Here is a 25,348-nt window from a genome sequence, read left to right as displayed (position 1 = left end):
TGCGCCTCACGAAGGGGCAGTGGAAGGGGAATGATGCAGAACACGAAGACGAAGGTCCTCGTCGGCCTCGGGCTGTCGATCGGCCTGATCGCAGGGACCGCCACGGCCGCGTCGGCCGCGCCGTACGAGGTCATGGGATCCACATCCGAAGCCGGCGGCGTCGCCATCGCCGACGGAGGAGTCGGGTCGACCGGCGAGACCACTGGGATCGTCACGCGGAAGGACGACGGCGGGGGCGGGGCCTTCTGGCAGTGGGGCGTCGGCAAGGACGACACGTGGTCGAACTACTTCCGAAAGAAGCGGTGCCACGGCGCCACGGCGGTCGGCAAGAAGACGAAGCGTGTGACCGGTGTCGCCGGCGGCAAGTACGCGAAGGCGCTGACACCGAGGGCGCGCAGCGGCAACCAGGCGTACTACCACAACTGCTGATCATGGGCGGGCGCTCCCGATGGGGGCGCCCGCTTCTGCGATGACGAACACGGGGACTATGACCATCAGATCAGTGACGCTGGCCTACGCAGTACCGCCGATCCTCGCCGTCGTCCTGAGCTTCATCGGCATCGTGCAGGTCAGCGAAACGGGGATCATCGGCGCCAGCGCGATCGTGACCGCCGTGCCCGGCTCCGCGCCGACGTCGAACGCCGGGGTGGCGGCGGCCCTGGAGCACGTCGCGCGAGCGAACGGCGCAACGATCGTGCGGGTGGTGGCGGACCGCGCCGCGCCCACCACACGACGGGCGGCACTCGTGACGAACGCGCCGGAGACCGAAGGTGCTCGATGGCTGGACGACGGCTACCCGGACTTCGCGAGGTCCATGACCACGACCGTCCGTCCGATGGCAGCGCTCGACGCCTTCGACCCAGCCGGTTCGTACGACGTCCTCGGTGACGAGCGGGCGCGGCAGGCCACGGTCGATGCACTCGCGTCCGCTGGCTACGACGTGACGTCCGAGGGCCTGTCGCTCGCCGAGCGGCTCGGCGTGTCCGACGGCCTCGACGGTTCGTGGACGCTCGTCGGTGCGCTCGGTCTCGGGAGCATCGTGCTCTGCTTGGTCGGAACGATCGGTTCACCTCGGAGGACGGCGGTCCGCCGCCTCCACGGCCACAACGTCCTCTCGATCGTCGCCGCCGAACTCTCCGCAGCTCGGACGACCCTGCTGGTCGCAGCGGCGGGCATCCCGGTCCTCGCCGTCGGCCTGTGGTTCTACAACCGGCTCGCGTTCGCCGGGTGGCTGGGCATCGCGGCCGTGCTCTGCTGTGCACTCCTGCTGGTCCCCGTCATCGTCGCGCATGCGACAGGCACGGTCCTCGCCTGCCGTCGGCCGATCGCGGACTCCCTCCGAGGAGCACGCCCGTCCGGAGCACTGCTCGTCCTCACACAACTGGCGCGAGTACCGGCGCTGCTCCTCCTCGTCGGTGCCGTGTTCGACCTCACCGGAGCCGTCGCCGTCGCTCGGTCCGGTTCCGCGGAACGCGATCTCCGAGCAGCAGGAGCGACGGTGCAGCTCTGGGTGACACCAGACCCTCGGCCCGGCGTCGACACGCAGGCCTACTGGGACAGGATCGGGCGCTTCACCGCGGCAGCGCTCGACGACCGGCGGGCACTCCTGTCCGCCGGGGTCGAGGTGTCGAGCGGCCACGGCATCGACACCACCCCCGCGCTGTTCGTGGATCCGGAGTACCTGGATCTCCGAGACGTGCGTGCAGCAGACGGCTCCCGCATCCGAGCCGACGAGGACCGGATCTCGGTGTGGCTTCCGGCGGGTTCGGACATCGCTCGCGACGACTTCGTGCGCGCGCTCGCTGACTGGGACCTCCGCAACGCACCGGACCATCTCCGGCACGACTTCGGGGGCGAGCGCCTGGCTCCGCAGGACGTGTACACGTACCCGGGAGACTCGACGGCGCGGTCATGGCTGGGCGATGCGCCTCTGATCGTCGTGCCGAATCCGTCATCGGTCTTCTCGGTTGATCAACTCGGCTCATGGTTGTCGACCGGGGACGTGGTGTTCACGTCGGAAGAAGCGGCAGAGCGATCGATCGCCGGATCGGACGTCGGGCACGAGTTCAGTGCGGTCGTCGCGGTCGGGCAGGTCGCCGCCGAGGCGGTCCGACGGGCCACCGCTGCCGCCAACATCGCGGCTGCCTCCGTCGGGAGCAGCCTCGTCGTCACACTCGTGCTCGCGACGCTGAGCACACTCGCCCATCGGCGACGGTACGGGCGTGCGCAGTTCGCGAGGGCGGCAGCGGGAACGCCCTTCATCCGAGCGAACGGATCGTTGCTCGCCGTCGAGGGCTTGCTGCTGGCAGCCGCAGCCGTGATGACCTACAACACGTGGTGGGACCAGCGTCCCGACGGGAGCGGCGCCCGCTCCGTGCTCGACCCGATCGCCGACGCATCCGGAGTCGCCGGTGGCTCGGCGGTACTGAGCCTCGTGGTCGTGGCCTGCGTGAACGTCGTGGTCATCGCTCGGTCCGGGAGGAACGTCGTCAGAACGCGAGGGAACGGATCGTGATGATCGAGGTGCGCAGCGCTCACAAGCGTCGAGGGCGACGGGTGCTCTGGCACGACCTGACGTTCGACGTCGATCGAGGCGAGACCGTCGCACTGATCGGGCCGAGTGGCGCCGGGAAGTCGACGCTCCTCGATTGCATCGGCCACCTCGACACCTTCGACGCAGGCACCATCCGGATCGACGGCGTGCTGGCCGGTGGGACAGGTCGGAGAGCGCGCCTCGTGCGTCGGCATCACCTTGGTTACCTCTTCCAGGACTTCGGCCTGGTCCCGGACATGACCGTGGAGGCCAACATCGACATCGCTCGTGTGGCGGGCCGGACACACCTCGGGGATCCGGTGCGCACAGCGGCCGCGGTGGATCGGGTCGGGCTCGCCGGTCGAGCAACAGATCGCGCGCACGAGCTCAGCGGCGGCGAACAGCAGCGAGTTGCCCTCGCGCGCCTGCTGGTCAAGCGCCCGGACGTCATCCTCGCCGACGAACCAACCAGTGCGCTCGACGCGGTGAACGCGACGATGGTCCTCGACCTGCTCGACGAGCTCGCGGCGACCGGCGCGGCAGTGGTCATCGCGACGCACGCGGTGGACGTGGAAGCACGAGCGACGAGGACGATCTCGCTGTTCGGCTCCGACGGATGACGGGCCCGAGACTCAGGCGTTGGCGACGAGCCAGCCCCGCTGCGTCCGTGACAGCGCCCGGTCGGCCCACACCTGACGTTCCACGCCGTCGGGCAGCGTCGACGAGGTCGAGCCCTGCCACACCAGCGACAGCCCCGCACGCCCGAGCACCGCGGCCGACGCCGGGTTGTTCGTGAGCACACGGCCGGTGATCGGGACGGGAGCGAGGTCGTTCGCAGCCGTCACGGCAGCGCGGGCGATCTCCGTCGCGTAGCCGTGGCCCCACGCCGACGGCGCCAGGCGGTACCCGAGGTTCCAGACGCCCGCGGCGGTCATGTCCACGCCACCGACGCCGAGGAACGCGTGGTCGGCCGCCGACCGCACCGCCCACGACCCGAGGCCGTGACGAGCACGACCACCGATCTTGCGCTGCACGAGGTCGACGGTCGATGCCCGGACCACGTGCCGACCGGCGGGCAGGTGGGTCCACGTGCGCGCGTCGGAGAACACCCCGTGCACGTCGTCGATGTCCGCCGGGGTGAGCGGAGTGAGCAGGAGGCGATCCGTTCGGATCTCCTGTGAGGGCATCAGGAGCTGGTGGACCATGCGTCGATCATCCCGCCGCCCACCGACATCCGGGTGAACGGCGCGCGACGAGTGCGGTTCCGGTGCGGTCCCCCGCACCGGCGATCCATTTCACTCCGATTCGGTTTTCACTGTACAGTGAAAAGGTGCCGATCACTGAAAGAGCCGTCGTGGGAGCGCTTCGACGCGCGCTACCCGCCGGCTCCATCGAGATCGTCACCACCGACGATGCCACGACGGCTCCAGTCGCCGTCCTGCCGGACGGCTCCCGTGTTGCCCTCGTGCTGCGATGGGCAGGGGAAGGGTTCCCGCGCGACGTCGTCCGGGCGCTCGAGAACGAACCACTGTCGGCACCGGTCGACGGAACGGTGGCGGAACAGCACCAGGTCTTCTGCGCCAGTTCGGTCTCCGAGGGCTCTCGGAAGGTGCTCGAGGCGATCGGCGCATCGTGGGTCGCCCTCGACGGCTCGGCTTCCCTGCACATCGGCACCGTCTGGGTCGAGCGTGCGCCGGCCGCCGACGGCCAGCGCACAGAAGAAGTCGGGTTCCGCTGGTCGGCGGCCCGCGCGGAGATCGCAGAGGCGTTCGTCGCGGTGGTTGCGACCAGGTCCCGGACAGCTGACGACCTCGTCCGGGTCCCCGAGGTCGAGACCCTGGCGACGCTGTCCGGGCGGTCCCTCGGTTCCGTCTCGAACGCCCTCAGCGGTTTCGACCGCAACCAGTGGACCGGCCCCGGGCCGGAAGCGCGGAGTCGGGTGCTGCTCGACGGTCCCGGGCTGCTCGACTCCTGGTCCGACTGGGATCGCCGCCAGCCGCGTCGATGGGAGTCGTTCCACACGCTCAGCCGCGACCCGGCCTCCATCGAGCGGGACCTCCTGACGACCTTCGGAGCTGACGTGATCTTCACGGGTGCCTCCGCGGCGGAACTCGTGCAACCGTTCCTCACCGGTGCGCGCGCCGTGACGGCGTACGTCGACGCCGACCTGGAGGAGATCCGCGTTCGCAGCGAAGAGGCACGGATGCTGCCGGCGGATTCGGGCCAGGTGCGGTTGAGGATCGCCCCGGTGCCGGTCGAGCGGACGACACAGGTGATCAGGGGAACCCGGATCGCATCCGCCGCTCGTGTGTACGCGGACCTCCTCGCCGGCTCCGAGCGAGAGCGCGAGGCTGCTGCGGTCCTTCGCAGCTCGACCCTCGGGCCCTTCGCATGAGCGACGCGACGCCGCGGGACCACGCCGCACGCGCGCTGGCGGAGGACGCGCTCGCGGCGCTCCTGTCCGCTGCCGGCTCTCGCTCATCGCAACTCTTGCTCATCGGGGGACTCGTTCCCGAGTACCTCGTGGAGACGGATGAGCCACACCAGGGCACGAACGACGTCGATCTCCTCCTGGACCTCGGCTTCGAGTACGACCGCGACGAGGACGACTACGGCTGGTTGGAGAGAGCACTGCTCAGTGCTGGTTTCGTACCTGCCTCGCCGAACGTCGGCTGGCGGTGGATCACGGACGTCCGTGGACATCCCGTGCTCGTGGAGTTCCTCACGGACGTCGCGGACAACCTCGATCGCGAGATCGCCTTGCGCGGTGCGACCGTGCTCGGCGTCAAGAACCTCCGGGGTCCGGGCCCTGCGCTCCGCGACGCGCACGAAGCACGGGTCCTGGGCCAGTCCGTCCGGATGACCGACATCGGCGGGTACCTCGCGGCGAAGGGCGCTGCCGCGTACTGGCGCCGTGCGGAGAAGGACCTCTACGACTTCGCGTGGGTGCTCGTGAACGCCGCGAGGACCGACCCCGACCGAGCGGCCAGCGCCGTGCTCGCCGTGCTCGACCCGACCACCGATCGCGACCGCTTCAGTGCCGTCCTCGGCGCGTGCGCCCTGTTCGACTCGGCTGACAGCCGCGGGGCCCGAGTGTTCGCGGCCACGGCGGTCGCCGCGGGCAGCCCGCTCGACCCCCTGGCGCTGGCGCTCGACGCCGTCCTCGCTGTACGGCTCTTCGCCGCCGAACTCGCGACGGCGGCTCCGTCCCAGCGCGACTAGTCGAGCAGGAGCGCGGGCTCCTCGAGCACCGACGCGACGTCGTGCACGAAGCGCGACGCCACGTCACCGTCGACGACGCGGTGGTCGAACGACGCACCGATCGTCGTCACCATGCGCGAGCGGACCTCGCCGTCGACGACCCACGGCTTCGGCTTGATCGTGCCCATGGCGACGATCGCGACCTCGCCCGGGTTGAGGATCGGCGTGCCGGTGTCCATGCCGAACACCCCGATGTTCGTGATCGAGACGGTGCCGTTCGCCATCTGCTTCGGCGTGGTCTTGCCGTCACGAGCGGTCAGGGTGAGCTCCTCGAGCGCCTGCGCCAGCTCGAGCAGGGTCATGTCCTGCGCGTCCTTGATGTTCGGCACGATGAGCCCACGCGGGGTCGCCGCGGCGATGCCGAGGTTCACGAAGTGGTGGACGATGATCTCGCGGTCGGTCCAGGTCGAGTTCACCGAGCGGTTCCGGCGGACGGCCCAGATGACGGCCTTCGCGACGATGAGCAGCGGCGAGACCTTCACGCCGGCGAACGTCGGCGACGACTTCAGCCGCTTCACGAACTCCATCGTCCGGGTCGCGTCGACGTCGACGAACAACGACACGTGCGGTGCTGTGAACGCCGAGGTGGTCATCGCTGTCGCGATCGCCTTGCGGACGCCCTTGACCGGGATCGTCTCGCTGCGCACACCGCCCCACTCGGGCGTCTCGATGTTGCGGAACACGCTGGCCTGCTTGGCGTGGCGGATGACGTCGTCGCGGGTGACCTCACCCGCGAGACCGGTCGCCACGATCTCGGTCAGCTCGACACCGAGGTCCTTCGCGAGCTTGCGGATCGGGGGCTTCGCCAGGACGTTGGTCGCGACGCTCTGCTTCCGCGCGGGCGCGGAAGCCTGGGCGGTGATGGCCTCGGCGGTGCTGTCCTCACCCGGGTCGACGGACGCTTCGGCCGCTGCTGCGGCATCCACACTGGAGGCGCGGCTCGCCTCGGCCGCCAGCGCTGCGGCCCGGCGGGCGCCCGGCTTCCGGCGGGACGGCGACGAGGTCGCGGAGCCGTACCCGACGAGGACGGCCCCGGAGGACTCGTCGGTCCCGACGACGGAGGCATCGACCGCGACCGGCTGGGGTGCAGCCGCGGGAGCCGCCGCCGCGGCGACGGGGCCAGCTGCAGGCGCAGCCGGCGGCACGGCGGCCGCCGGAGCCGGTGCAGCGACGGGAGCGGGAGCTGCAGGGGCCTGCGCGACCGGGGTCGCGGGTGCGGCCGGCGCGGGCGGGGTGGACGCGACGACCGGCGAGGTCGGGACGCTGTCGGCGACGGGAGCCGCGCCTCCAGGCTGGCCACCGGCGACTGCACCGGACGTGACCGACGCGTCGGACTCCACGCGGATGATCGGCTTGCCGACCTCGACGGTGTCGCCCTCGGAGACGAGCAGCCCGGTGACCTTGCCCGCGAAGGGCGACGGCAGCTCGACGAGGGACTTCGCCGTCTCGATCTCGACGAGCACCTGGTCGACGGCGATCTCGTCCCCGATCGCGACGCGCCACTGCACGATCTCGGCCTCGGTCAGGCCTTCGCCCACGTCGGGCAGGGGGAATTCGGCGGCGGCCACTACGGCTCCTTCGGCGGTTCTGGTCAGGCTCGGGGTCAGTAGGCGAGGGCGCGGTCGACGGCCTCGAGGACGCGGTCGGCGTCCGGCAGGTGCAGGTGTTCCAGCTTCGACACCGGGAACGGCACGTCGAACCCGGAGACCCGGAGCGGCGGTGCCTGCATCGTGTAGAACGCCTTCTCGGCGACCGTGGCGGCGATCTCGCTGCCGACGCTCACGAAGCCGGATGCTTCCTGCGCGATGACGAGCCGGCCGGTCTTCCGGACGGACGCCAGCAGCGGCTCCCAGTCGATCGGGGAGATCGAGCGGAGGTCGATGACCTCGCAGCTGGTGCCCTCGGCCTCGGCGATGTCCGCGGCCTGCATGAGCGTCGCCACCATCGCACCGTGGCCGACGAGGGTGACCTCGGTGCCGGTCCGGGCGACGCGGGTGGTGTGCATCGGGACGTGGCCGTCGACGAGGTCGACCTGGCCCTTCGGCCAGTAGCGGGACTTCGGCTCGAGGAAGACCACCGGGTCCTTCGACGCGATGGCTTCCTGGATCATCCAGTAGGCGTCGTTCGGCGTGCTCGGGCTCACCACGCGGAGGCCCGGCGTGTGCGCGAAGTAGGCCTCGGGCGACTCCTGGTGGTGCTCCACGGCACCGATGTGGCCGCCGTAGGGGATGCGGATGACGACGGGCAGCGACATGTGCGCCGGCAGCCGGTTCGCCATCTTCGCGAGCTGCGAGGTGATCTGGTCGAAGCCCGGCCAGACGAAGCCGTCGAACTGGATCTCGACGACCGGACGGTAGCCGCGCAGGGCGAGACCGATCGCGGTGCCGATGATGCCGGCCTCGGCGAGCGGGGTGTCCCGGACGCGCTCGGGGCCGAACCGGTCCTGCAGGCCCTCGGTGATGCGGAAGACGCCGCCCAGCTGGCCGATGTCCTCGCCCATCAGCAGGACCTTGTCGTCCGACTGCATCGCGGCGGCGAGCCCGGCGTTGAGGGCCTTGGCCATCGTCAGGGTCGGGGTGGGGTCGCTCGGGACCTCGCCGGCACCCGGGTGGGAGCGCAGCGTGTAGTCGAAGAGCTGCTCGGTGGTGCTCATGCGTGGGCGCCCCCTTCGTAGCCGGCCTCGTAGCGTTCCAGCCAGGCCTTCTGCTCGGCGATCAGCGGGTGCGGTTCGCGGTAGACGTTGTCGAACATGACGTCGACGGACGGCGGCGTCAGCGCGTTCGTGCGGCGGCGGACGTCGGCGGCGAGGTCCTCGCCCTCTTCGTCGAACGCGGCGAACTGCTCGTCCGTGACGCCCTTCGAGCGCAGGTAGGCGGCGGACCGGGTGATCGGGTCACGCTCCACCCACGCGGAGAGCTCGTCGTCGCCGCGGTACCGGCTCGGGTCGTCCGAGCTGGTGTGCGCGCCGATGCGGTAGGTGTCCGCCTCGATGAACGCCGGACCCTGCCCGCTGCGGGCGTGGTCGGTCGCGACGACCGACGCCGTGTACGACGCGAGGATGTCGTTGCCGTCGATGAGGACGCTCGGGATGCCGAAGCCGCGCGGGCGGTCCACCAGCGGCGTCGGCGACTGCACCGACACCGGGACCGAGATCGCCCAGTGGTTGTTCTGCAGGAAGAACACGACGGGCGCCTTCGTCGAGGCCGAGAACACGTACGCCTCGTTCACGTCGCCCTGGCTGGTCGCGCCGTCGCCGAAGTACACGATCGAGCAGGCGTCGCGGTCCGGGTCACCCGTGCCGACGTCGCCGTCGAGCTGCTGGCCGAGCGCGTAGCCCGTGGCGTGCAGCGTCTGCGAGCCGATCACGAGGGTCGAGATGTGGGTGTTGCCACGCTCGTCCGGGTCCCAGCCGCCGTGCGTCTGGCCGCGGTACATCGCGATGATCTCCATCGGCTCGACGCCGCGGTGCATCGTGACGGCGTGCTCGCGGTACGACGGGAACACGTGGTCCTGGGCACGGAGCGCGAACACGGAACCGACCTGGGCCGCTTCCTGTCCGTGACTGGGCACCCAGAGGCCGAGCTGGCCGGTGCGCTGGAGGTTGTGACCGGCGTGGTCGAACCGACGGGTGAGGACCATGCGACGGTGCATCGCCAGCAGGGTCTCGTCCGGGATCGCACGCGCTGCGGCGGCGAACTCGGCGTTCTCGTCGGTCTCCACGAACCGGCCCTCGGTGTCGAGGAGCCGGATGGCGGTCGTCGCGGGAGCCGCGGCGCGGAATGACATGCGGGCCAGCGTAGCGGCAGCGACTACTCCGCAGCCTGGAGGTCCCCCACAAGTGCACGTGCCGTTTCGAGGAGCGTTTCCACAGCCTCGTGCTCACCGATGGAGATGCGGATGCCCTCGGGCGCGAAGGCCCGGACGATGATCCCGGCACGCTCGAACGCCTCGGCCGCGACCGCCGTCCCCTCGCCCGTGGGCAGCCACACGAAGTTGCCCTGCGCGTCCGGCACGTCCCAGCCCTGCTCGCGCAGCGACGCCACGATGCGGTCACGGAGTGCGGCGAGCTCGGCGACGCGCTCGAGCAGTTCGGACTCCCGCTCGAGGCTGGCGAGCGCCGCGGCCTGGCCCTGCGCCGTCACCGACAGCGGGATCGCGCAGGCACGTACGGCGTCGAGCACGTACGCCGGACCGAAGGCGTAGCCGACGCGCAGCCCGGCGAGCCCGTAGGCCTTCGAGAAGGTGCGGAGGACGACGAGGTTCGGGTACCGCTCGAGGAGCGCTGCACCGCGGACGGCCGCGGGGTCCGTCACGAACTCCGCGTAGGCCTCGTCGAGGACGACCAGCACCGAGCTCGGCACCGACGCCATGAACGCCTCGAACTCCGGGCCGGTCACGATCGGACCGGTCGGGTTGTTCGGCGTGCAGACGATGACCATCCGGGTGCGGTCGGTGACGGCGGCGGCCATCGCGTCGAGGTCGTGGCCGCCGTCGGCACGGTTCGGCACCTGCACGCTCGTGGCGCCGGCGACCGTGACGACGCCGGGGTAGGCCTCGAAGGAGCGCCAGGCGTACACGATCTCGTCACCGGGGCCCGACGTGGCCTTCGCGAGCTCGTGCAGGATCGCGACGCTGCCCGGGGCGACGTGGACCTCGTCGACGGTCAGGCCGAAGCGGTTCGCGAGCACGGCGCGGACGGCCAGTGCGGTGGCGTCGGGGTAGCGGTTGAACGCGGTCTGCGCCTGCACGGCCTCGACCACGCCGGGGAGCGGCGGGAACGGGTTCTCGTTGCTCGACAGCTTGAAGGCGTCCGCGGCGGCCTGGCGTCCCTGCTTGTAGGGCGGCAGGACCGCGATCTCGGGCCGGATGTGCACGCGCTCGTCACTCACCCCTCCAGGCTACTGGGCGGGCAGGACCGCGATGCTGCGCGTGTGCGCGCACCGGAGGGCATCATGGGGTCATGCGATTCCTCGTCCGCCTCGTCGTCAACGCCGTTGCGCTCTGGCTCACCACGCTCATCGTGAGCGGCGTCTCCGTCACCCCGTTCGGCGACGGCGGCACCACCGCCACCGTGCTGACCTTCCTGCTCGTGGCGTTCGTGTTCGGGCTCGTGAACGCGGTCATCGGCACGCTCATCCGGATCGTGGCGTTCCCGATCTACATCCTCACGCTCGGGCTCATCTCGTTCGTCGTGAACGCGATCCTGCTGCTCATCGTCGCCGGGATCTCCGACGCGTTCGGGTTCGGCCTGAACGTGGAGTCGTTCGGCTGGGGCATCGTCGGTGCGTTCGTGCTCGCCGTGTTCGCCTGGCTGATCGGGCTGTTCGTCCGCCCGGTGCTCAACCGACCCCGCGCGTGACGCTGGCCGACGACGCGGCCGGCACCGCGCCTCCAGGCAGCACGACGGACGACGCGACGGACGCGACCGACGCGACCGACGCGACCGACCCGACCGACCCGACCGACACGACGACCGTCGCGGACGCTCCCGCGCTGCGCGATGATGTCCCCATGACCACGGACGCCGGCGCCCCGTTCCGCGTCTCGTTCGTCTGCAGCGGCAACATCTGCCGCTCCCCCATGGCCGGCATCGTCTTCGCCCAGCTCGCGGCGGACGCAGGCTTGGCCGACCGGTTCCAGGTCCAGTCCGCCGGCACCGGCGACTGGCACGTCGGGGAGCCCGCCGACGAGCGCACGATCGCGGCACTCGCAGCACGCGGATACGATGGCAGCAGGCATCGCGCCCGTCAGTTCGACCCGGACCGGTTCCCGGACCTCGACCTGGTGGTCGCACTCGACCGCTCCCACGAACGCATCCTGCGCTCGTGGGCCCCGACCATGGACGACGCCGCGAAGGTGACGCTCCTGTTGCGGTACGACGACGCCTGGCCCCAGCAGACCGACGTACCGGATCCGTACTACGCGGACCGGCACGAGTTCGACCGAGTGCTCTCGACCGTCGAACGGGCCTGCCGGGCGCTCTTCCGCCAACTCGAGCCGGCAGTCCGTCAGGGAGCCCCATGACCCCCCTTCCCCCGCAGCCGATCAGCCCGCTCGACGGTCGCTACTACCCGATCGTGCACACGGTGGGCGAGCACCTGTCCGAAGCCGGCCTCAACCGCGCGCGCATCGTGGTCGAGGTCGAGTGGCTCGTCTTCCTGACCGACCACGCGATGTTCACCACGTCGCCGCTCAGCGTCGACGACAAGACCGCACTGCGCGGCGTCGCCCTGACCTTCGGGCAGGCGCAGATCGCCGAACTCGCCGAGATCGAGGCGACGACCCGTCACGACGTGAAGGCGGTCGAGTACTTCGTCCGTCGCCGCCTGTCGGAGCTCGGTCTCGACGCCATCGCCGAGCTCACGCACTTCGCGTGCACGAGCGAGGACATCAACAACCTCTCCTACGCACTCACCGTGCGGGACACCGTCGACCAGGTCTGGTTGCCGGCGTTCCGCGGGGTGCTGGCGAAGCTCCGCGAGATGAGCGTCGAGCTGCGGGAGGTGCCGATGCTCTCCCACACGCACGGGCAGCCGGCCACCCCGACCACGCTCGGCAAGGAGCTCGCGGTCGTCGTCTACCGCCTCGAGCGCGTCCTGGCGCAGATCGAGGGCGGTGAGTACCTCGGCAAGTTCTCCGGCGCGACCGGCACGTTCTCGGCGCACCTCGCCGCCGACCCCGAGGCCGACTGGCCGACGCTCTCCCGCGAGTTCGTCGAGGGCCTCGGGCTCACCTGGAACCCGCTGACGACGCAGATCGAGTCGCACGACTGGCAGGCGGAGCTCTACGACCGCGTCCGGCACGCGAACCGGATCCTGCACAACTTCGCGACCGACGTGTGGACCTACATCTCGATGGGGTACTTCACGCAGATCCCGGTCGCGGGTGCCACGGGGTCGTCGACGATGCCGCACAAGATCAACCCGATCCGGTTCGAGAACGCCGAGGCGAACCTCGAGATCTCCTCGGCGCTGTTCTCGACGCTGTCCGAGACCCTCGTGACGTCCCGGTTGCAGCGTGACCTCACGGACTCCACCACGCAGCGGAACATCGGCGTCGCGTTCGGGCACTCGCTGCTCGCGCTCGACAACCTCCGTCGCGGCCTGAACGAGATCGCGGTGAACGAGACCCGGCTGGCCGAGGACCTCGACCACAACTGGGAGGTGCTCGGCGAGGCGATCCAGACGGTGATCCGTGCCGAGGTGACCTCCGGGCAGTCGAACATCGAGGACCCGTACGCGATGCTCAAGGAGCTCACCCGCGGCAAGCGCATCGGGCAGGCGGACCTCGTCGCGTTCGTGAACGGTCTGGACATCTCGTCCGGGGCGAAGGCGCGGCTGACGAACCTGACCCCGGCGACGTACACGGGCCTGGCCGACGAGCTGGTCGACCACCTCGACGTCTGACGGCACCACGCGCGCGGCGCGCGCGTGCACCTCGCGTGCACTTCGTGAGCAGAAGTGGTCGGGTTCCGGATCGGGACCCGACCATTCCTGCTCACGATGGGGATCTGCCGCATCCCACGGGCGGACTGGAGGCGCGGGGCGGCCCCGCCGTCAGCGGCACCACTCTCAGGCGGTGACGTCTCGTGCTTCGGCGACCAGCGCCTCCAGGACGGTGCGGACCCCTGGGCGGACCGCACGGTCGGGACGGACGAGCGCCTCGATGCGGCGACCGGCCCGGACCTCGGCGAGTTCGGCCAGGTGGAATCGCCCCGGTGCACGCGTCCCCGAGGTGTAGCGCGGGACGAGCGCGACCCCGTGCCCGGCGGCGACCAGGTTCTCGATGACGGGCAGGTGGATCGTCCGGAAGCCCACGCTCGGCGGGGTGTCCGTGGCTGCGGCCATCGCAGTGAGCACCCGGTCGATCGGGTAGCCCGACGGCACGCCGATCCAGTCCTCGCCGACGACGTCGTCGATGCCCACGCGTGCGCGTGCGGCCAGGCGGTGCCCGAGCGGGAGCGCCACGTCGAGCGGTTCGCGCAGGAGCGGCACCGTCTCGAGCGCTTCGCGTCCCGCCGGCGGAGCCCCGTCCGGCCGGTGTCCGATCACCACGTCGTGGTCGGCGGCGAGGGGTCCGAACTCGTCCTCGTTGACGTCCACGTCGACGAGGACGAGCTCGATGCCCGGGTGCTCACGCATCCGGGTGAGGAGCCCCGGCAGCAGGAGCTCCGCGGCGGACGGGAAGACCGCGAGGTCGACGCGTCCGGTCGCACCGCCGAGGTGCTCGCGCCACGCGGCGTCGACCGTGGCGATCGCCGTCGCGACGCCGGCGGCGAGGCCCGCGAGGACCCGGCCGTGCTCGGTCAGCCGCACGCCACGACCGACTCGCTCGACGAGGGTGACCCCGACCTGGCGCTGCAGGGTCCGGAGCTGCTGCGAGACGGCGCTCGGGGTGCGGTGCGTGGCCTCGGCGACCGCGGTGACGCTGCCGCGCTCGGCGAGTTCCCGGAGGACGGCGAGCAGCTGGACGTCGAAGTCGACCATGCAGGGAGGCTACAACGTCGGTTCGGAACTCTTCGCTGGTGCTGCACGGTCCGAGTGGGTCACGATCGTCCCGTGCTCCCCCGTGATCGTCTCCTCGCCGTGGTCGTCGCCGTCGTCTGGGGGCTCAACTTCCCCGCCACGGCGATCGCGCTCGAGCACTTCCCGCCGTTCCTCCTCGCCGCGGTCCGGTTCACCCTGCTGGCGATCCCGACCGTGCTGTTCGTGCCGCGCCCGCGGATCCCGTTCGGACGGCTCCTGCTCGTCGGCCTCGGGCTCGGCGTGCTGCAGTTCGCGTTCCTCTACCTCGGCATGGCGGCGGGGTTGCCGTCGGGCCTGGCCTCGCTCGTGCTGCAGGCCTCGGCACCGTTCACGGTCGTGCTCGCCGGGGTGTTCCTGCGCGAGCGGCTCACCCGGCGACAGGTCATCGGGGTGACGATCGCGGTGTGCGCCCTCGCGGCGATCGCGGTGCACCGGGCACAGGCAGCAGCACTGCTCCCCGTCGTGCTGGCCCTGTGTGGCGCCCTCGGCTGGGCGATCGGGAACGTCGCGACCCGGCGTTCGGGGGCGTCGAACCCGCTGCACCTGACCCTGTGGTGGTCGATCGTGCCGCCGGTCCCGATGGCCGTGCTGTCGTTCGTCGTCGAGGGGCCGGACCGCATCGGGCAGGCGCTCGGCACCGCGTTCACCCGTGCGGCACTGCCGGCGGACCTCGGCCTGCTCTACATCGTGCTGGTGGCGACGCTCGTCGGGTACGGCATCTGGTCGCGGCTGATGGCCGCGTACCCGTCGAGCACCGTCGCGCCGTTCTCGATGCTCGTGCCCGTCGTCGGGGTGCTCGCGTCCTGGGTGGCGTTCGGCGAGGTCCCCGACCTGGTCGAGGTGATCGCGGGTGTGGTCGTCGTCGCGGCGGTGCTGTGGTCGTCGCGTCAGGCCCGGGCGGGTGCGGCGCTGCCAGCCGGCGAGCCCGGCGGCGAGTTCGGCGACGCTGTGCCCGTGCTCAGCCCCGGTGCTGGCGACGCTCGGCGATGATCCCGGCGAGCGCCCCGCGCAGGTGCGGGTACCGGAACTCGTAGCCCGCCTCGACCAGCCGCGTCGGCACCACCCACCGGCTCTTCAGCACGAGTTCCGTCTCGGTCCGGATCGCGAACGACCCGATCTCGAGCATCCACCGCCACGTGGGGATCCCGAACCGTCGGCCCACGGCGTCGCGGATCGTCGCCATCACGGTCCGGTTGTCCGACGGGTTCGGGCTCGACACGTTGACCGCGCCGTCGATGTCCTCGTGGTCGCGGACGAAGCGGATCGCCCCCAGGACGTCGGCGATGTGCACCCAGCTGAACTTCTGCCGCCCGCGGGTGTGCCGGTCGTGGTGGTGGGTCCCCGCCCGCAGCCGGGAGCGCGTCGGGAACCACGCGCCGTCGTACTGCGGCCCGCCGAGCCCCGCCTGCGCCAGTCGGAGGAGCGGCACCAGGGCACTGCCGTCGCCGAACACGATCGCCATCCGCAGCGCCACGCGACGGGTTCCGGGGAGGTCCACCGCGTTCAGGGCGTCCTCCCACGCCCTCGCCACCGAGACCGAGAACCCCTCGCCGAGCTCCCCCGTCGCCTCGTCCTGCGGACGGTCGTCGGCGTGCCGGTAGATCGTCGCCGTGGACGCGTTGATCCACAGCGGCGGCGGCTGCTCGCTCGTCCGGATCGCCTCGGCGAGTTCGAGGGTGGTGTCCACCCGGGAGCGGATGATCTCGGCGCGGTTGCGTCGCCCGTAGCGGCAGTTCACGCTCTTGCCGGCCATGTTCACGACCATCGCGGCGCCGTCCACGAGTTCGCGGATCCGCAGGGTGTTGCCCCACACGGCATCGCCCGTTCGCCCGACCGTGACGACCTCGTACCCCTCGTCGCGGAACGCGTCCTGGAGGTACTGTCCGACGAAACCGCTCGCTCCCGCGACCACGACGCGGCCCTTCTGGTCTCTCATCTCATCCCCGTTCTGTGTCCGGCGCGATCTCGTACCGGAACGCCCCCTCGTACCGGTACAGCGTGCCGATCACCGGCGCCGAGAGCACCAGGGACACGCGCTGCCGGTCGGCTTCGTCATCGAATCGTTCCACCAGCGTCACACGTGGTGCGATGCGAGCCTGGAGGCGCCACTCGCGTCCCAGCGCGCGGAACGTCACACGCGTGGAGACCAGGCGCAGGGCGCCCGCGTCCGGACCGTCCGCATCGACCTCCGTCCGCAGGAGCGCGCTGACGCGCCCACGCCGACCGAGGTGGTCGACGAGGCCGTCCGGTTCGGCGGTGATGGCGTCCGCCATCGTGCGGGCACCCGAGCGGAACCGGAAGGTGCGGTGCGCGCGGACGGCGACCCGCGCCTCCAGGCCGGCGGATCCGCGGCGGACGCGAGCCGGGCGGTTCTCGACGGTGAAGGGCACGTCCCGTTCCCACACCGGGAACATGACGGCGTCGCGCGCGAACCACGCGAGGACGGGCCAGAGCCACCGGCGGGGCGTGCCGACCACGGTGAAGACCCCCTCGCCGCGACCGACGTGACCGGGTGGGATCGGGCCGAAGTACGTGCGGAGCCGCGGGTGCAGGCGGGCCAGCACGTCCGGCGGCGTGCTCAGCTCGTAGGGCGACCGGGTCACGCTCCCGATCCTGGCATGTCGACCCGCCGGAAACCTACGATGGACCGCATGGGACACGACCACGGAGCGGTGCACGCGCACGGACACGCGTCCGAGCGCGCGCTGCTCGTCGCGTTCTGCATCTCCGCGGGCATCCTGCTCGCCGAGGTCGTCGGCGCCGTCGTCACCGGGTCGCTCGCGCTGCTCGTCGACGCGGGGCACATGGTCGTCGACACCGGTGGGCTCGGCATCGGCCTCGTCGCCACACGCCTCGCCCGACGCAGTCCGACGGCGCAGCGCACGTGGGGGTTCCAGCGGGCCGAGGTGCTCGGGGCCACGGCGCAGGCGGCGATCCTCCTCGCGGTCGGCGTCTACGTCATCATCTCCGCGGTGCAGCGACTGATCGTGCCGGCCGAGATCCACTCGGGGCCGCTGCTCGTGTTCGGGATCATCGGGCTCGTCGGCAACCTCGTGGCGTACGGGGTGCTGCTGCGGGCGTCGGGTGAGACCTTCACCTCACGGGCCGCACGGCTCGAGGTCCTCAACGACACGCTCGGCTCCGTCGCGGTGATCGGCGCCGCGATCGTGCTCATGGTGACCGGGTGGGAGCGTGCCGACTCGGTCGCGGCGATCCTCATCGGGCTGCTCATCCTGCCTCGGGCGATCCGGCTGCTGCGCGAGACCGCGAACGTCCTGCTCGAATCGACGCCACCGGGGCTCGACCTCGACGCCGTGCGGGGGCACATCCTCGAGCTCGACCACGTCATCGCGGTGCACGACCTGCACGCGACGCTCGTGGCCACCGGGGTGCCGAACCTCACCGCGCACGTGGTCGTGGACGACCACTGCTTCTCGAGCGCGCACGCTCCGCGGATCCTCGACGAGCTGCAGCAGTGCGTGGCGGAGCACTTCGACGTGCCCGTGGAGCACTCGACGTTCCAGCTGGAGCCGGTGTCGCACCGCCGGCACGAGCACGAGGTGCACGCGTAGCGGAGCGGGCGGTGCGGTGCGGGCGCGGCGCCGGTCGGGTCGGGTCGGGTCGGGTCGGCCATGAGTACGTGGGCGCTCGGTGCGTGCGCATCTTCCGACATTGCGCCAGACGATCGACGCGTGGAACGTCGGAACATGTACACGCATCAGATGCGCGTGCAGGATTCGACACGGCACCAGTAGATCGACAGGTGGAACGTCGGAACGTGCACACGCATGCGTCACCCGAGACCGAGACCGGGCTGAGCGCGCGGGCGCGGGTCAGCAGCCGTCGTCGCGTGTGGGGTAGGCGGTGATGACGCGCTCCGTGGTGGCGGAGACGATGACCTTGACGAAGGGCTCCTCGGCGGGGCGGGATCCGTCGTCGAACCGCACGGGTGCGGCGTAGCAGACCTTGCCGTCGCCGGCGTCCTGCGGGTACCCGGTGCGAGGCGTCTCGAGGACGGTCCGCACGGCGGTGAGCATCGCGTCGTCCCAGTCCCGGGAGCCGTGACCCGTCACGACGTCGGTCCAGTCCTGGGTGTGGCGGACGCGGATGTGCTCGTAGCCCTGGCCGGAGTCGCCGCACTGCAGCACGACCTCGCCGAGCGCCGCCGTGTCGTAGCGCGCGACGCTCTCGCGACTGTTCGCACCGCACCGGTCGAGGACACCGCCGCCGGGCAGGTCGGGGCCGGCCACCGTGATCGTCACCGTGCCGTCCGCCGCGCTGCCGTCGCCCGCGGTCGCACTCGGGCTCACGGTCGCGGCTCCGCCGCCGATCACCGGGTCGTCGGCGCCGCGCTGTGCGGCGAGCGCGAGCCCTCCGGCGACGAGGCCGGCGGCCAGGACGGCCACGACCCCGGCGAGCACGGAACGGTTGCGCTTCTGGGACACGCGCCCAGTATGCCGGACGGGTGTCGCGCCTCCAGGCTCGCACGGTGCGCGGTGTCAGCGGCGCGGACGGGGTGCCGCAGCACGATCGTGAGGCGCGGGCGGCCCCGGCGCGTGAGGCGCGGGCGGTCCCGGCGCGTGAGGCGTGGGCGGCCCCGGCGCGCTACGCCCGCGCGGCCAAGCGCGTCCCGGCGACGAGCGCCAGCACCACCACGAACACCACGTACCCGAGGAGCACCGGGAGCGTCGGCAGCACGAGCAGCGCAGCACCCACGGCGACGACGGGCACGGTCAGGCCGGCGTAGGCGATGAGGAACGTCGCCGCGAGGACCCCACCACGGCGCTCCGGCTCGACCAGCGCCCCGGCGCTCGAGATCGACGCCTTGAAGAGCAGCCCGACACCGGCTCCCGCGACGACACCGCCCCCGATGAAGCCGGCGACCTGGAGCAGCACGGCGGCCACGGCCAGGACCACGAGCCCGACGACGAGCAGCACCAGGCCGAGCCGGATCTGCGCCCGCTGCGACAGCCGGGCGAACACGATCTGCGACACCGCGCTCGCGGCGAAGACGCCGAACGTGGTGGCTCCCGCTGCCAGGCGGTCGGTCACGTGGAAGGTCGTCCCGAGGAAGCTCGGCGCGACCGAGGTGAAGAGGCCCTGCACCGCGAGGGCGGCGAAGGCGGCGGTGCCGGCGACCCAGAACGCTCCGGCCTTGCCCTCCGGCGCCTGCAGGCGCTGCGGGCGGTAGGCGACCGGCGAGGACGGACGGTCGACGGTCTCCGGCGCGGCTAGGACGACCACGAACGCGACCGTCAGCGCGACGACGAACACGACGTACGGCACCATCAGCGGCTGCCCGACGAACTCGGCGAGTGCGCCGCCGACCAGGGCACCGAGCGACAGGCCGCCGAGGTTCACGGCACCGGCGGCGACGCTCGCACCGGCAGCGGAGGACTGCGAGCCCGTCGCCCGGACGCGGAGCTCCCCGAGGTGCGCGGTCGCCGTCGCCGTCAGCAGCCCGACGCCGAGGCCGGTCACGAGCCGCGCGACGATGAGGCCGCTGACGTCGTTCCAGAGCAGGAAGAGCACGGCGGCGACGAGCTCGAGGGCGATCGACACGAGGATGAGCGGGCGACGACCGTGCACGTCGCTGAGGTGTCCGGCCAGGAAGAGCGCCCCGACGACGCCCACGCCGTAGGCCGCGAAGATGACGGTGGTCGTGAACGTCGGGAAGCCGTCCCGTGCCTGGTAGATCACGTAGAGCGGTGCCGGCACGGTCGCGAAGGCCATCACCGAGAGGAACGCGAAGGCGACCGCCCAGAAGCCGAAGCCGTGACGACGCCGCGTGTGGGCACGGCGTCCGCGGGGAGCGACGACGCGGTCGCCCGCCGATGCGGGAGCAGCAACGGTGGCGGGGACGGTGCCCGTCGGGGTGTCGGTGACGGTTGACATGCTCCGATGATCCCGCCGCAGGGGCATCGAGTCCAACGGATGCTCTTGATGTCACCCATCGATCCGGTCGATACTCGGAGGATGGAGACCCGGCTGCTCGAACAGTTCGTCACCGTCGCCGCCGAGGGCAGCGTGACCCGCGCCGCGGAACGGCTGTGGGCCGCGCAGTCGACGGTGTCCGCGGGGATCGCCTCGCTCGAGCGGACACTCGGCGTCCGGCTCTTCGACCGCACCGGCCGGCACCTCGTCCTCACCGCCGCCGGCGAGGACGTGCTCCCGCACGCCCGCGCGGTGCTCGAGTCCCTCGACCAGATGCGCGACCTCGCGACGGTGGAGGACGCCGACCTCCGCGGACGGGTGCGGCTCGGCATCTTCACGAGCATGGACATCGTCGACCTGACCGGGGTCCTCCGCCGGTTCCGGCAGCGGCACCCCCTCGTCGCCGTCGAGCTGATGACCTCACCGTCCGGCACCACCGGCCTCGTGCAGGACCTGGTCGCCGGGCGGCTCGACATCGCCTACACGGGGCTGCCCGCCGTGCCGAGCGGAGTGGTCGTGCACCCGCTGCGGGAGATGCCGTTCCGGGTCTTCCTCGCCGCCGATCACCGGTTCGCCGGACGCACCTCCGTCTCGCTGGCGGAACTCGCCGACGAACCCTTCATCGACACCGCGCACGGCTTCGGCAACCGGATCATCCTCGACACCGCACTCGAACGGCTCGGGATCCGACGGCGCATCGTCGCGGAGATGAACGACATGCCCGCGGTGATCCGGTTCGCGTCCGCCGGCCTCGGCGTCGGGGTGGTCCCGGACTCCGGGGTGCGACACGACGGCGCAGTGCTCGAACTCGAGGACGAGGTCGAACCCCTCCGGATCGGCCTCGCGATGCGCACCAGCCCGGAGCCGAACCGCGCGGTGCGCGCGCTGGCGCGCGACATCGTGGCTGCTCGCGTCGTCGACTGACGGTCGCCCTGGGCGTGACCCACCGGCGGACTGGAGGCGCGGGTCGTCCCCGCCACGCGCCTCCAGGCCGTCAGTCCCCCCAGATCTCCCCGACCACGGCATCGAGCAGTCCGTTCGTCGGGAAGTTGGCCTGTCGGATCATGATGAAGGTGTCGTCGCGGATGAAGACCGTCGTCGTCTGGTCCACCGGGTACGGCTCGGCCTTGACGGTCAGCTGACACATCCGACCCCCCTCGCGGTCCTCGCAGTCCCACGGGCTGTCCGCGAGCCGCTCGGCCGCTCCCGGGCCAGCGGTCCCGATGTCCATCGTGAGGCCGCTCACGTCGGCGCGCGGGTCGGCCCACTGACACGTGATCGTCGCCGCACCACCCGTCCAGACGATGTCCGGGGAATCGGTTCCCGTCGACTCCGCCTGCTGGTCGATCTCCGTCAGCGGGGTGGCCCCGAAGAACCGGTCGTAGTCGCTCGCGGGCACGGTGCCCCGGCACGTCGTCGGCAGGGTGGCGGTGGTGTTCCGGGGCGGTGTGGGCCGCGGCGTCGGGCTCGCGGTGATCGGGGCAGACGTCGGCGTGGTGGCGGACGGAGCCGGTTCGGGCTCCTGGGTGTGCACGGGTGCGGCGACGGGCTCGTCCTGCTGCGCGAGCGTCAGCGCGACGGCACCCGTCGCGGTGCCCACGGCGAGGAGCGTGACGACACCGATCACGAGGCCGGAGCGACCACGACGTCGCCTCGGACGCGGTGCGGCACGGTCGAGGACGTTCCGCTTCATCGAGACGAGCATGCGCTGCAGCTCGTCTCCCTCGGGAGGTTCAGTGTTCATCGTGCATCACCGCCTTCTTGAGTCGACGTCGGTTGCGGGAGACCCGCTGGGTGACCGCTCCCACGCTCAGCCCGAGGATCTCGGCGGCCTCGGCGTAGGAGTGCCCCTCGAGGAGGCACAGTTCGCAGATGCGCCGGTCGGTCTCGGGAAGCGAGGCGATCTCGGCGCGGACCCAGCGGAGCCGTTCACGGGCTTCGTCGTGGCCCTCCGGGGCCGCGAGGTGTTCGGGGAGCTCGTCGTTCCGGTGCTTGGCACGCTTCCGCCCGGCGTTCAGGGCGTGGTTGCGGCACACGACGAGGAGCCACGGGAGCATCGTGTCGGCGGGGAGCTCGAGGGTCGCCGCACGCTGCCAGAGGGTCAGGAAGGAGTCCTGGACGATCTCCTCGACCTCCATCCGGTCGGCGGCGATGGCCCAGGCGTAGCGGGTGAGGGTGGCGGCGTACCGGTCGAACGCACGGGCGAGGGCGCCTTTGTCGCCCTGTGCCATCGCACGGACGATCGCTTCGTCCGACTCCGTCGTCACGTCCACGTCCCACCCCCTTCACCCAGAGATGTCGGCCGGACCGGCGATCATGACAGGAGCGTCGCCGAAACGTGACGACCGGGCGTGTCGGAGCGGATGCGGGGCTGTGGTTCGGGTTCGTCGCTTCGGCGAGACGCCGCCCGATGGGTCGAGACACCGTCGGAACGGGCGGTGTCTCGGGGGTGCGGCGGTGTCTCGTGGGCGCGGCGGTGTCTCGGGGGGCGGCGTCTGGTGGACGCCGTGGGTCAGTCGTCGAGCAGGTGGGCGATGCCCGCGACCGAACGCTTCGCCGCCGCGGAGCTCGACACGAAGCCGACGACGACGATGCCCGCACCGATGCCGAGGACGATCCACCACATCGGGTGCGTCGCCACGCCGAACCCGGCCCCGACGCTCGCGACGGCACTCGCTCCGGTCACGGTGCCGGCGAGTGCGACGCCGAGGGAGACCCCGGTCTGCCGGCTCGTCGACGCCACCGCCGCAGCGGAACCGGACTGGGCGCGCGGCATGCCGGAGACGGCGGTGTTCGTGATCGGGGCGTTCACCATGCCGAACCCGAAGCCGAAGAGCACGAAGGCGACGACGAGTACCCACATCGGGGTATCCGAATCGATCGTGGTCAGGATCGCGCCGGCACCGCCGACACCGATCCCCGCGAGGACGAGCGGCACCCGCGTCCCGATCGACCCGACGAGGCGTCCGGACAGCGGGGAGACCAGCATCGTCGCGACGGCGGCCGGCAGGGTCCAGAGGCCGGCCTCGAACGGCGACATGCCCCGGACCTCCTGCAGGTAGAGGGCGTTGAGGAACAGGAACGCACCGTTCGCCCCGAACGCGGCGATCGCCGTGACGACGGCGGACGAGAACGGGATGCTCCGGAAGAACCGGACGTCGACGAGCGGCTCCGCACGACGCCGTTCGACGGCGACGAACACGACGAGGGAGGCGGCCGCCAGGACGAACAGGCCGAGCGCCGCGGGCGAGGTCCAGCCGAGCCGGGGTCCCTCGATGAGCCCGCCGACCAGCGTCGCGAGGAGCACGATGACGAGCACCTGGCCGACCGGATCGAGGCGACGCGGCTTCGGGGACCTCGACTCCGGGACGAACAGGAACGTCAGGACGATCGCCGCGACGCCGATCGGCACGTTGATCCAGAAGATCGCCCGCCAGCCGACCGTGTCCGTCAGCGCTCCGCCGACGAGCGGCCCGAGGCCCATCGACACCCCGACGACGGCGCCCCAGACGCCGACCGCGCGGGCCCGCTCCTTCGCGTCGTCGAACGTGGCGGTGATGATCGACATCGCCACCGGGTTCATCATCGAGCCGCCGACCGCCTGCAGCATCCGGAAGACCACGAGCCACCCGACACTCGGCGCCATCGAGCAGAGCAGCGAGCCGATCGTGAAGAGCGCGAGGCCGATCTGGAAGGTCCTCCGCCGCCCGATGCGGTCGGCGGTGGAGCCGGAGAGCAGCAGCAGGCTGGCGAGGACGAGCGTGTACGCGTCGATCGTCCACTGCAGGCCGGAGATGGTGCTGCCGAGCTCACGACCGATCGACGGCAGCGCGACGTTCACCACCGTGGCGTCCATCGACACGATGAACAGGCTCATGCAGCAGACCGCGAGGATCAGGTACCGGTGGCGGTACCGCTGCGGGAGGTCCGGGTCGCCCTGGAAGGGACGACGTGACGGCAGCGTGCGGGTGATGCCCGACTCAGTGGAAGTCGTCGCCGTCTCCTTCGCCCGGGGTCTTGTGCCCGCCGAGCATGTCGTTGTCGTCCTGGTCGCTCGACGTCGCCAGCTGCAGCATCGCGAGGACGACCACGACGACGATGAACGCGACGCCGAGGAAGATCACCGCGAGCTGGAGTTCACGGGTCGAGAAGAGCACGACGAGCCCGGTGAAGACCGCGACGATCGCGGAGATCCCGAGGAGCTCGACCGGGCGCAGGCGGTCGCGACGGCTGGGGGTGGTCATGCGTGTGGTGCTCCGTTCGGGGCTGCGGCCGGTGCGGCCGTTCCCCATTTGTGCGAGAGGCCGGCGATCACGTGGAAGACCGCCGTGATGGCGAGGTACGCGCCGAGCAGGCCGACGAGGACGATCGAGGCGTCGAGGATGCCGGACACCCGTTCAACTCCGCCGAGCTGCTGCGAGTAGTCAGGGGGCGTCACGAGGAACGCGACGGCGAGCAGCAGCGTGAGGCCGCCGATCGTGGACCAGTCACGGGCGAAGGGCGAGCGACGCCGTGCGCGGAGGCCCTGCGTCAGTTCGAGCGCTCCGGTGAGGACGGCCCAGGCGACGATCACCGAGATGAACGCCGGCAGCCCGAAGCCGTTGAGCGCGAAGCCGGCGACCGCTGCGATCACCGTGATCACGGCCTGCACGAGGGTGGTCCGGCGCGAACGGTCGTCCGCGGTGAGCCGCGTGGCACCCGCCAGGAGCAGCACGAGTCCGTCGACGATCGCGAACCCGCCGAACAGCACCAGGCCGTAACCTGCGGCGTGGTTGGACGAGAAGGTGATGACGAGGGCCACGATCGCGGCTGGGACGGCCCGGAGGACGGGGATCGGCCAGTACCGCGCGCGCTGGCCGGAGTCGTCCACGGAGTCGGACACGAGACCTCTTTCGGGCATGCGGATCGTGGTTCGATCCTACCGCCGGAGTGCCGCGCGACCGACCGCGTGGGGCGCTCGGCCGCTGAGGATGCTCGAACCAGGGCCTCGCTGCGCGGCGGGACGGCGCGGTTCTCGCCGCCCCACCGCGCTCCGTGGCCAGCCGGTCGGGATCCGGCCGGGATCCGGCCGGGTCGTCGTGCGGGCCAGGCCGTC

The 25,348-nt window shown here is 71.4% G+C and carries 26 protein-coding genes; 11 read left to right on the top strand and 15 right to left on the bottom strand.

Annotated elements, in window-relative coordinates:
• Positions 1–33: 33 nt before the first annotated feature.
• The 3 genes from DEJ28_RS01990 (at position 34) to DEJ28_RS01980 (ending at position 3,153) form a co-directional block, all read left to right on the top strand.
• Positions 34–429, top strand: a complete 396-nt coding sequence (locus DEJ28_RS01990) for a lactococcin 972 family bacteriocin (protein WP_181433592.1) — start codon at positions 34–36, stop codon at positions 427–429.
• Between the two features lie 73 nt (positions 430–502).
• A complete protein-coding gene (locus DEJ28_RS01985) occupies positions 503–2,515 on the top strand; it encodes a bacteriocin-associated integral membrane family protein (protein WP_111114300.1) in 2,013 nt (670 codons plus the stop codon).
• Complete coding sequence (locus tag DEJ28_RS01980; protein ID WP_111114299.1) at positions 2,515–3,153, top strand: ABC transporter ATP-binding protein; 639 nt, start codon at positions 2,515–2,517, stop codon at positions 3,151–3,153. Before DEJ28_RS01985 ends, DEJ28_RS01980 begins: the two co-directional genes overlap by 1 nt.
• Positions 3,154–3,165: 12 nt before the next feature.
• On the opposite strand, the gene DEJ28_RS01975 is transcribed toward DEJ28_RS01980, so the two are convergent.
• Complete coding sequence (locus DEJ28_RS01975; protein ID WP_111114298.1) at positions 3,166–3,738, bottom strand: GNAT family N-acetyltransferase; 573 nt, start codon at positions 3,736–3,738, stop codon at positions 3,166–3,168.
• Between the two features lie 125 nt (positions 3,739–3,863).
• Here DEJ28_RS01975 and DEJ28_RS01970 point away from each other — a divergent pair, with 125 nt between their 5' ends.
• Both DEJ28_RS01970 and DEJ28_RS01965 read left to right on the top strand, forming a co-directional pair.
• Positions 3,864–4,928, top strand: coding sequence for a type IV toxin-antitoxin system AbiEi family antitoxin (locus DEJ28_RS01970; protein WP_181433591.1), 1,065 nt, complete (start codon positions 3,864–3,866; stop codon positions 4,926–4,928).
• The gene (locus DEJ28_RS01965; RefSeq protein WP_111114297.1) at positions 4,925–5,755 is read left to right on the top strand and encodes a hypothetical protein; all 831 of its coding nucleotides are present in this window, start codon (positions 4,925–4,927) and stop codon (positions 5,753–5,755) included. The genes DEJ28_RS01970 and DEJ28_RS01965 overlap by 4 nt, the downstream gene beginning before the upstream one ends.
• Here the strand turns inward: DEJ28_RS01965 and DEJ28_RS01960 are convergent.
• The 4 genes from DEJ28_RS01960 to DEJ28_RS01945 all read right to left on the bottom strand — a co-directional run bounded on the left by DEJ28_RS01960 (position 5,752) and on the right by DEJ28_RS01945 (position 10,683).
• Positions 5,752–7,362: a dihydrolipoamide acetyltransferase family protein gene (locus DEJ28_RS01960; RefSeq protein ID WP_111114296.1), complete on the bottom strand. Its 1,611-nt coding sequence runs from the start codon at positions 7,360–7,362 to the stop codon at positions 5,752–5,754. The genes DEJ28_RS01965 and DEJ28_RS01960 overlap by 4 nt on opposite strands.
• A gap of 35 nt (positions 7,363–7,397) precedes the next feature.
• On the bottom strand, positions 7,398–8,357 hold the full coding sequence (locus tag DEJ28_RS01955; RefSeq protein ID WP_111114387.1) for an alpha-ketoacid dehydrogenase subunit beta: 960 nt from the start codon (positions 8,355–8,357) through the stop codon (positions 7,398–7,400).
• A gap of 86 nt (positions 8,358–8,443) precedes the next feature.
• Positions 8,444–9,580 (bottom strand): thiamine pyrophosphate-dependent enzyme, encoded by a 1,137-nt coding sequence (locus DEJ28_RS01950; protein ID WP_111114295.1) that lies wholly within the window; start codon positions 9,578–9,580, stop codon positions 8,444–8,446.
• A 23-nt stretch (positions 9,581–9,603) separates the two neighbouring features.
• A complete protein-coding gene (locus DEJ28_RS01945) occupies positions 9,604–10,683 on the bottom strand; it encodes a histidinol-phosphate transaminase (RefSeq protein WP_111114294.1) in 1,080 nt (359 codons plus the stop codon).
• A gap of 71 nt (positions 10,684–10,754) precedes the next feature.
• On the opposite strand from DEJ28_RS01945, the gene DEJ28_RS01940 reads away from it, so the two are divergent.
• The 3 genes from DEJ28_RS01940 (at position 10,755) to purB (ending at position 13,200) form a co-directional block, all read left to right on the top strand.
• Positions 10,755–11,153 (top strand): phage holin family protein, encoded by a 399-nt coding sequence (locus DEJ28_RS01940; protein ID WP_111114293.1) that lies wholly within the window; start codon positions 10,755–10,757, stop codon positions 11,151–11,153.
• Positions 11,154–11,305: 152 nt separating this feature from the next.
• Positions 11,306–11,818: a low molecular weight protein-tyrosine-phosphatase gene (locus DEJ28_RS01935; protein ID WP_111114386.1), complete on the top strand. Its 513-nt coding sequence runs from the start codon at positions 11,306–11,308 to the stop codon at positions 11,816–11,818.
• On the top strand, positions 11,815–13,200 hold the full coding sequence (gene purB, locus DEJ28_RS01930) for an adenylosuccinate lyase (protein WP_111114292.1): 1,386 nt from the start codon (positions 11,815–11,817) through the stop codon (positions 13,198–13,200). The genes DEJ28_RS01935 and purB overlap by 4 nt, the downstream gene beginning before the upstream one ends.
• 165 nt (positions 13,201–13,365) lie before the next feature.
• Here the strand turns inward: purB and DEJ28_RS01925 are convergent, their stop codons facing one another.
• A complete protein-coding gene (locus tag DEJ28_RS01925) occupies positions 13,366–14,280 on the bottom strand; it encodes a LysR family transcriptional regulator (protein WP_111114291.1) in 915 nt (304 codons plus the stop codon).
• Positions 14,281–14,352: 72 nt separating this feature from the next.
• On the opposite strand from DEJ28_RS01925, the gene DEJ28_RS01920 reads away from it, so the two are divergent.
• On the top strand, positions 14,353–15,309 hold the full coding sequence (locus DEJ28_RS01920; protein ID WP_111114290.1) for an EamA family transporter: 957 nt from the start codon (positions 14,353–14,355) through the stop codon (positions 15,307–15,309).
• On the opposite strand, the gene DEJ28_RS01915 is transcribed toward DEJ28_RS01920, so the two are convergent.
• Positions 15,278–16,255 carry an epimerase gene (locus DEJ28_RS01915; RefSeq protein ID WP_111114289.1) on the bottom strand — a complete coding sequence of 326 codons (978 nt, stop codon included), beginning with the start codon at positions 16,253–16,255 and terminating at the stop codon, positions 15,278–15,280. The genes DEJ28_RS01920 and DEJ28_RS01915 overlap by 32 nt on opposite strands.
• A gap of 1 nt (position 16,256) precedes the next feature.
• Positions 16,257–16,922 carry a DUF4166 domain-containing protein gene (locus tag DEJ28_RS01910; protein WP_111114288.1) on the bottom strand — a complete coding sequence of 222 codons (666 nt, stop codon included), beginning with the start codon at positions 16,920–16,922 and terminating at the stop codon, positions 16,257–16,259.
• A gap of 48 nt (positions 16,923–16,970) precedes the next feature.
• Here DEJ28_RS01910 and DEJ28_RS01905 point away from each other — a divergent pair, with 48 nt between their 5' ends.
• Entirely contained in the window at positions 16,971–17,891 is a 921-nt protein-coding gene (locus DEJ28_RS01905; protein WP_111114385.1) for a cation diffusion facilitator family transporter, read from the top strand.
• Between the two features lie 261 nt (positions 17,892–18,152).
• On the opposite strand, the gene DEJ28_RS01900 is transcribed toward DEJ28_RS01905, so the two are convergent.
• On the bottom strand, positions 18,153–18,764 hold the full coding sequence (locus DEJ28_RS01900) for a hypothetical protein (RefSeq protein WP_111114287.1): 612 nt from the start codon (positions 18,762–18,764) through the stop codon (positions 18,153–18,155).
• Positions 18,765–18,924: 160 nt separating this feature from the next.
• A complete protein-coding gene (locus DEJ28_RS01895; protein WP_111114286.1) occupies positions 18,925–20,214 on the bottom strand; it encodes an MFS transporter in 1,290 nt (429 codons plus the stop codon).
• Positions 20,215–20,295: 81 nt separating this feature from the next.
• On the opposite strand from DEJ28_RS01895, the gene DEJ28_RS01890 reads away from it, so the two are divergent.
• Positions 20,296–21,177, top strand: a complete 882-nt coding sequence (locus tag DEJ28_RS01890; protein WP_181433590.1) for a LysR family transcriptional regulator — start codon at positions 20,296–20,298, stop codon at positions 21,175–21,177.
• A 70-nt stretch (positions 21,178–21,247) separates the two neighbouring features.
• On the opposite strand, the gene DEJ28_RS01885 is transcribed toward DEJ28_RS01890, so the two are convergent.
• From DEJ28_RS01885 to DEJ28_RS01865, 5 genes are all read right to left on the bottom strand, one after another.
• On the bottom strand, positions 21,248–21,997 hold the full coding sequence (locus DEJ28_RS01885) for a hypothetical protein (protein WP_146248783.1): 750 nt from the start codon (positions 21,995–21,997) through the stop codon (positions 21,248–21,250).
• Entirely contained in the window at positions 21,987–22,526 is a 540-nt protein-coding gene (locus DEJ28_RS01880) for an RNA polymerase sigma factor (protein WP_111114283.1), read from the bottom strand. Before DEJ28_RS01880 ends, DEJ28_RS01885 begins: the two co-directional genes overlap by 11 nt.
• 239 nt (positions 22,527–22,765) lie before the next feature.
• Positions 22,766–24,214, bottom strand: coding sequence for a DHA2 family efflux MFS transporter permease subunit (locus tag DEJ28_RS01875; RefSeq protein WP_258367892.1), 1,449 nt, complete (start codon positions 24,212–24,214; stop codon positions 22,766–22,768).
• 19 nt (positions 24,215–24,233) lie between these two features.
• Positions 24,234–24,497 carry a hypothetical protein gene (locus tag DEJ28_RS01870; protein ID WP_111114281.1) on the bottom strand — a complete coding sequence of 88 codons (264 nt, stop codon included), beginning with the start codon at positions 24,495–24,497 and terminating at the stop codon, positions 24,234–24,236.
• Complete coding sequence (locus DEJ28_RS01865) at positions 24,494–25,153, bottom strand: DUF308 domain-containing protein (protein ID WP_111114280.1); 660 nt, start codon at positions 25,151–25,153, stop codon at positions 24,494–24,496. The genes DEJ28_RS01870 and DEJ28_RS01865 overlap by 4 nt, the downstream gene beginning before the upstream one ends.
• Positions 25,154–25,348: the final 195 nt, after the last annotated feature.

This window comes from Curtobacterium sp. MCPF17_002, from assembly GCF_003234115.2.
Lineage (GTDB): Bacteria > Actinomycetota > Actinomycetes > Actinomycetales > Microbacteriaceae > Curtobacterium.
The sequence above is the reverse complement of the archived record's forward strand: the minus strand, read 5'-3'. Positions and strand labels throughout refer to the sequence as shown.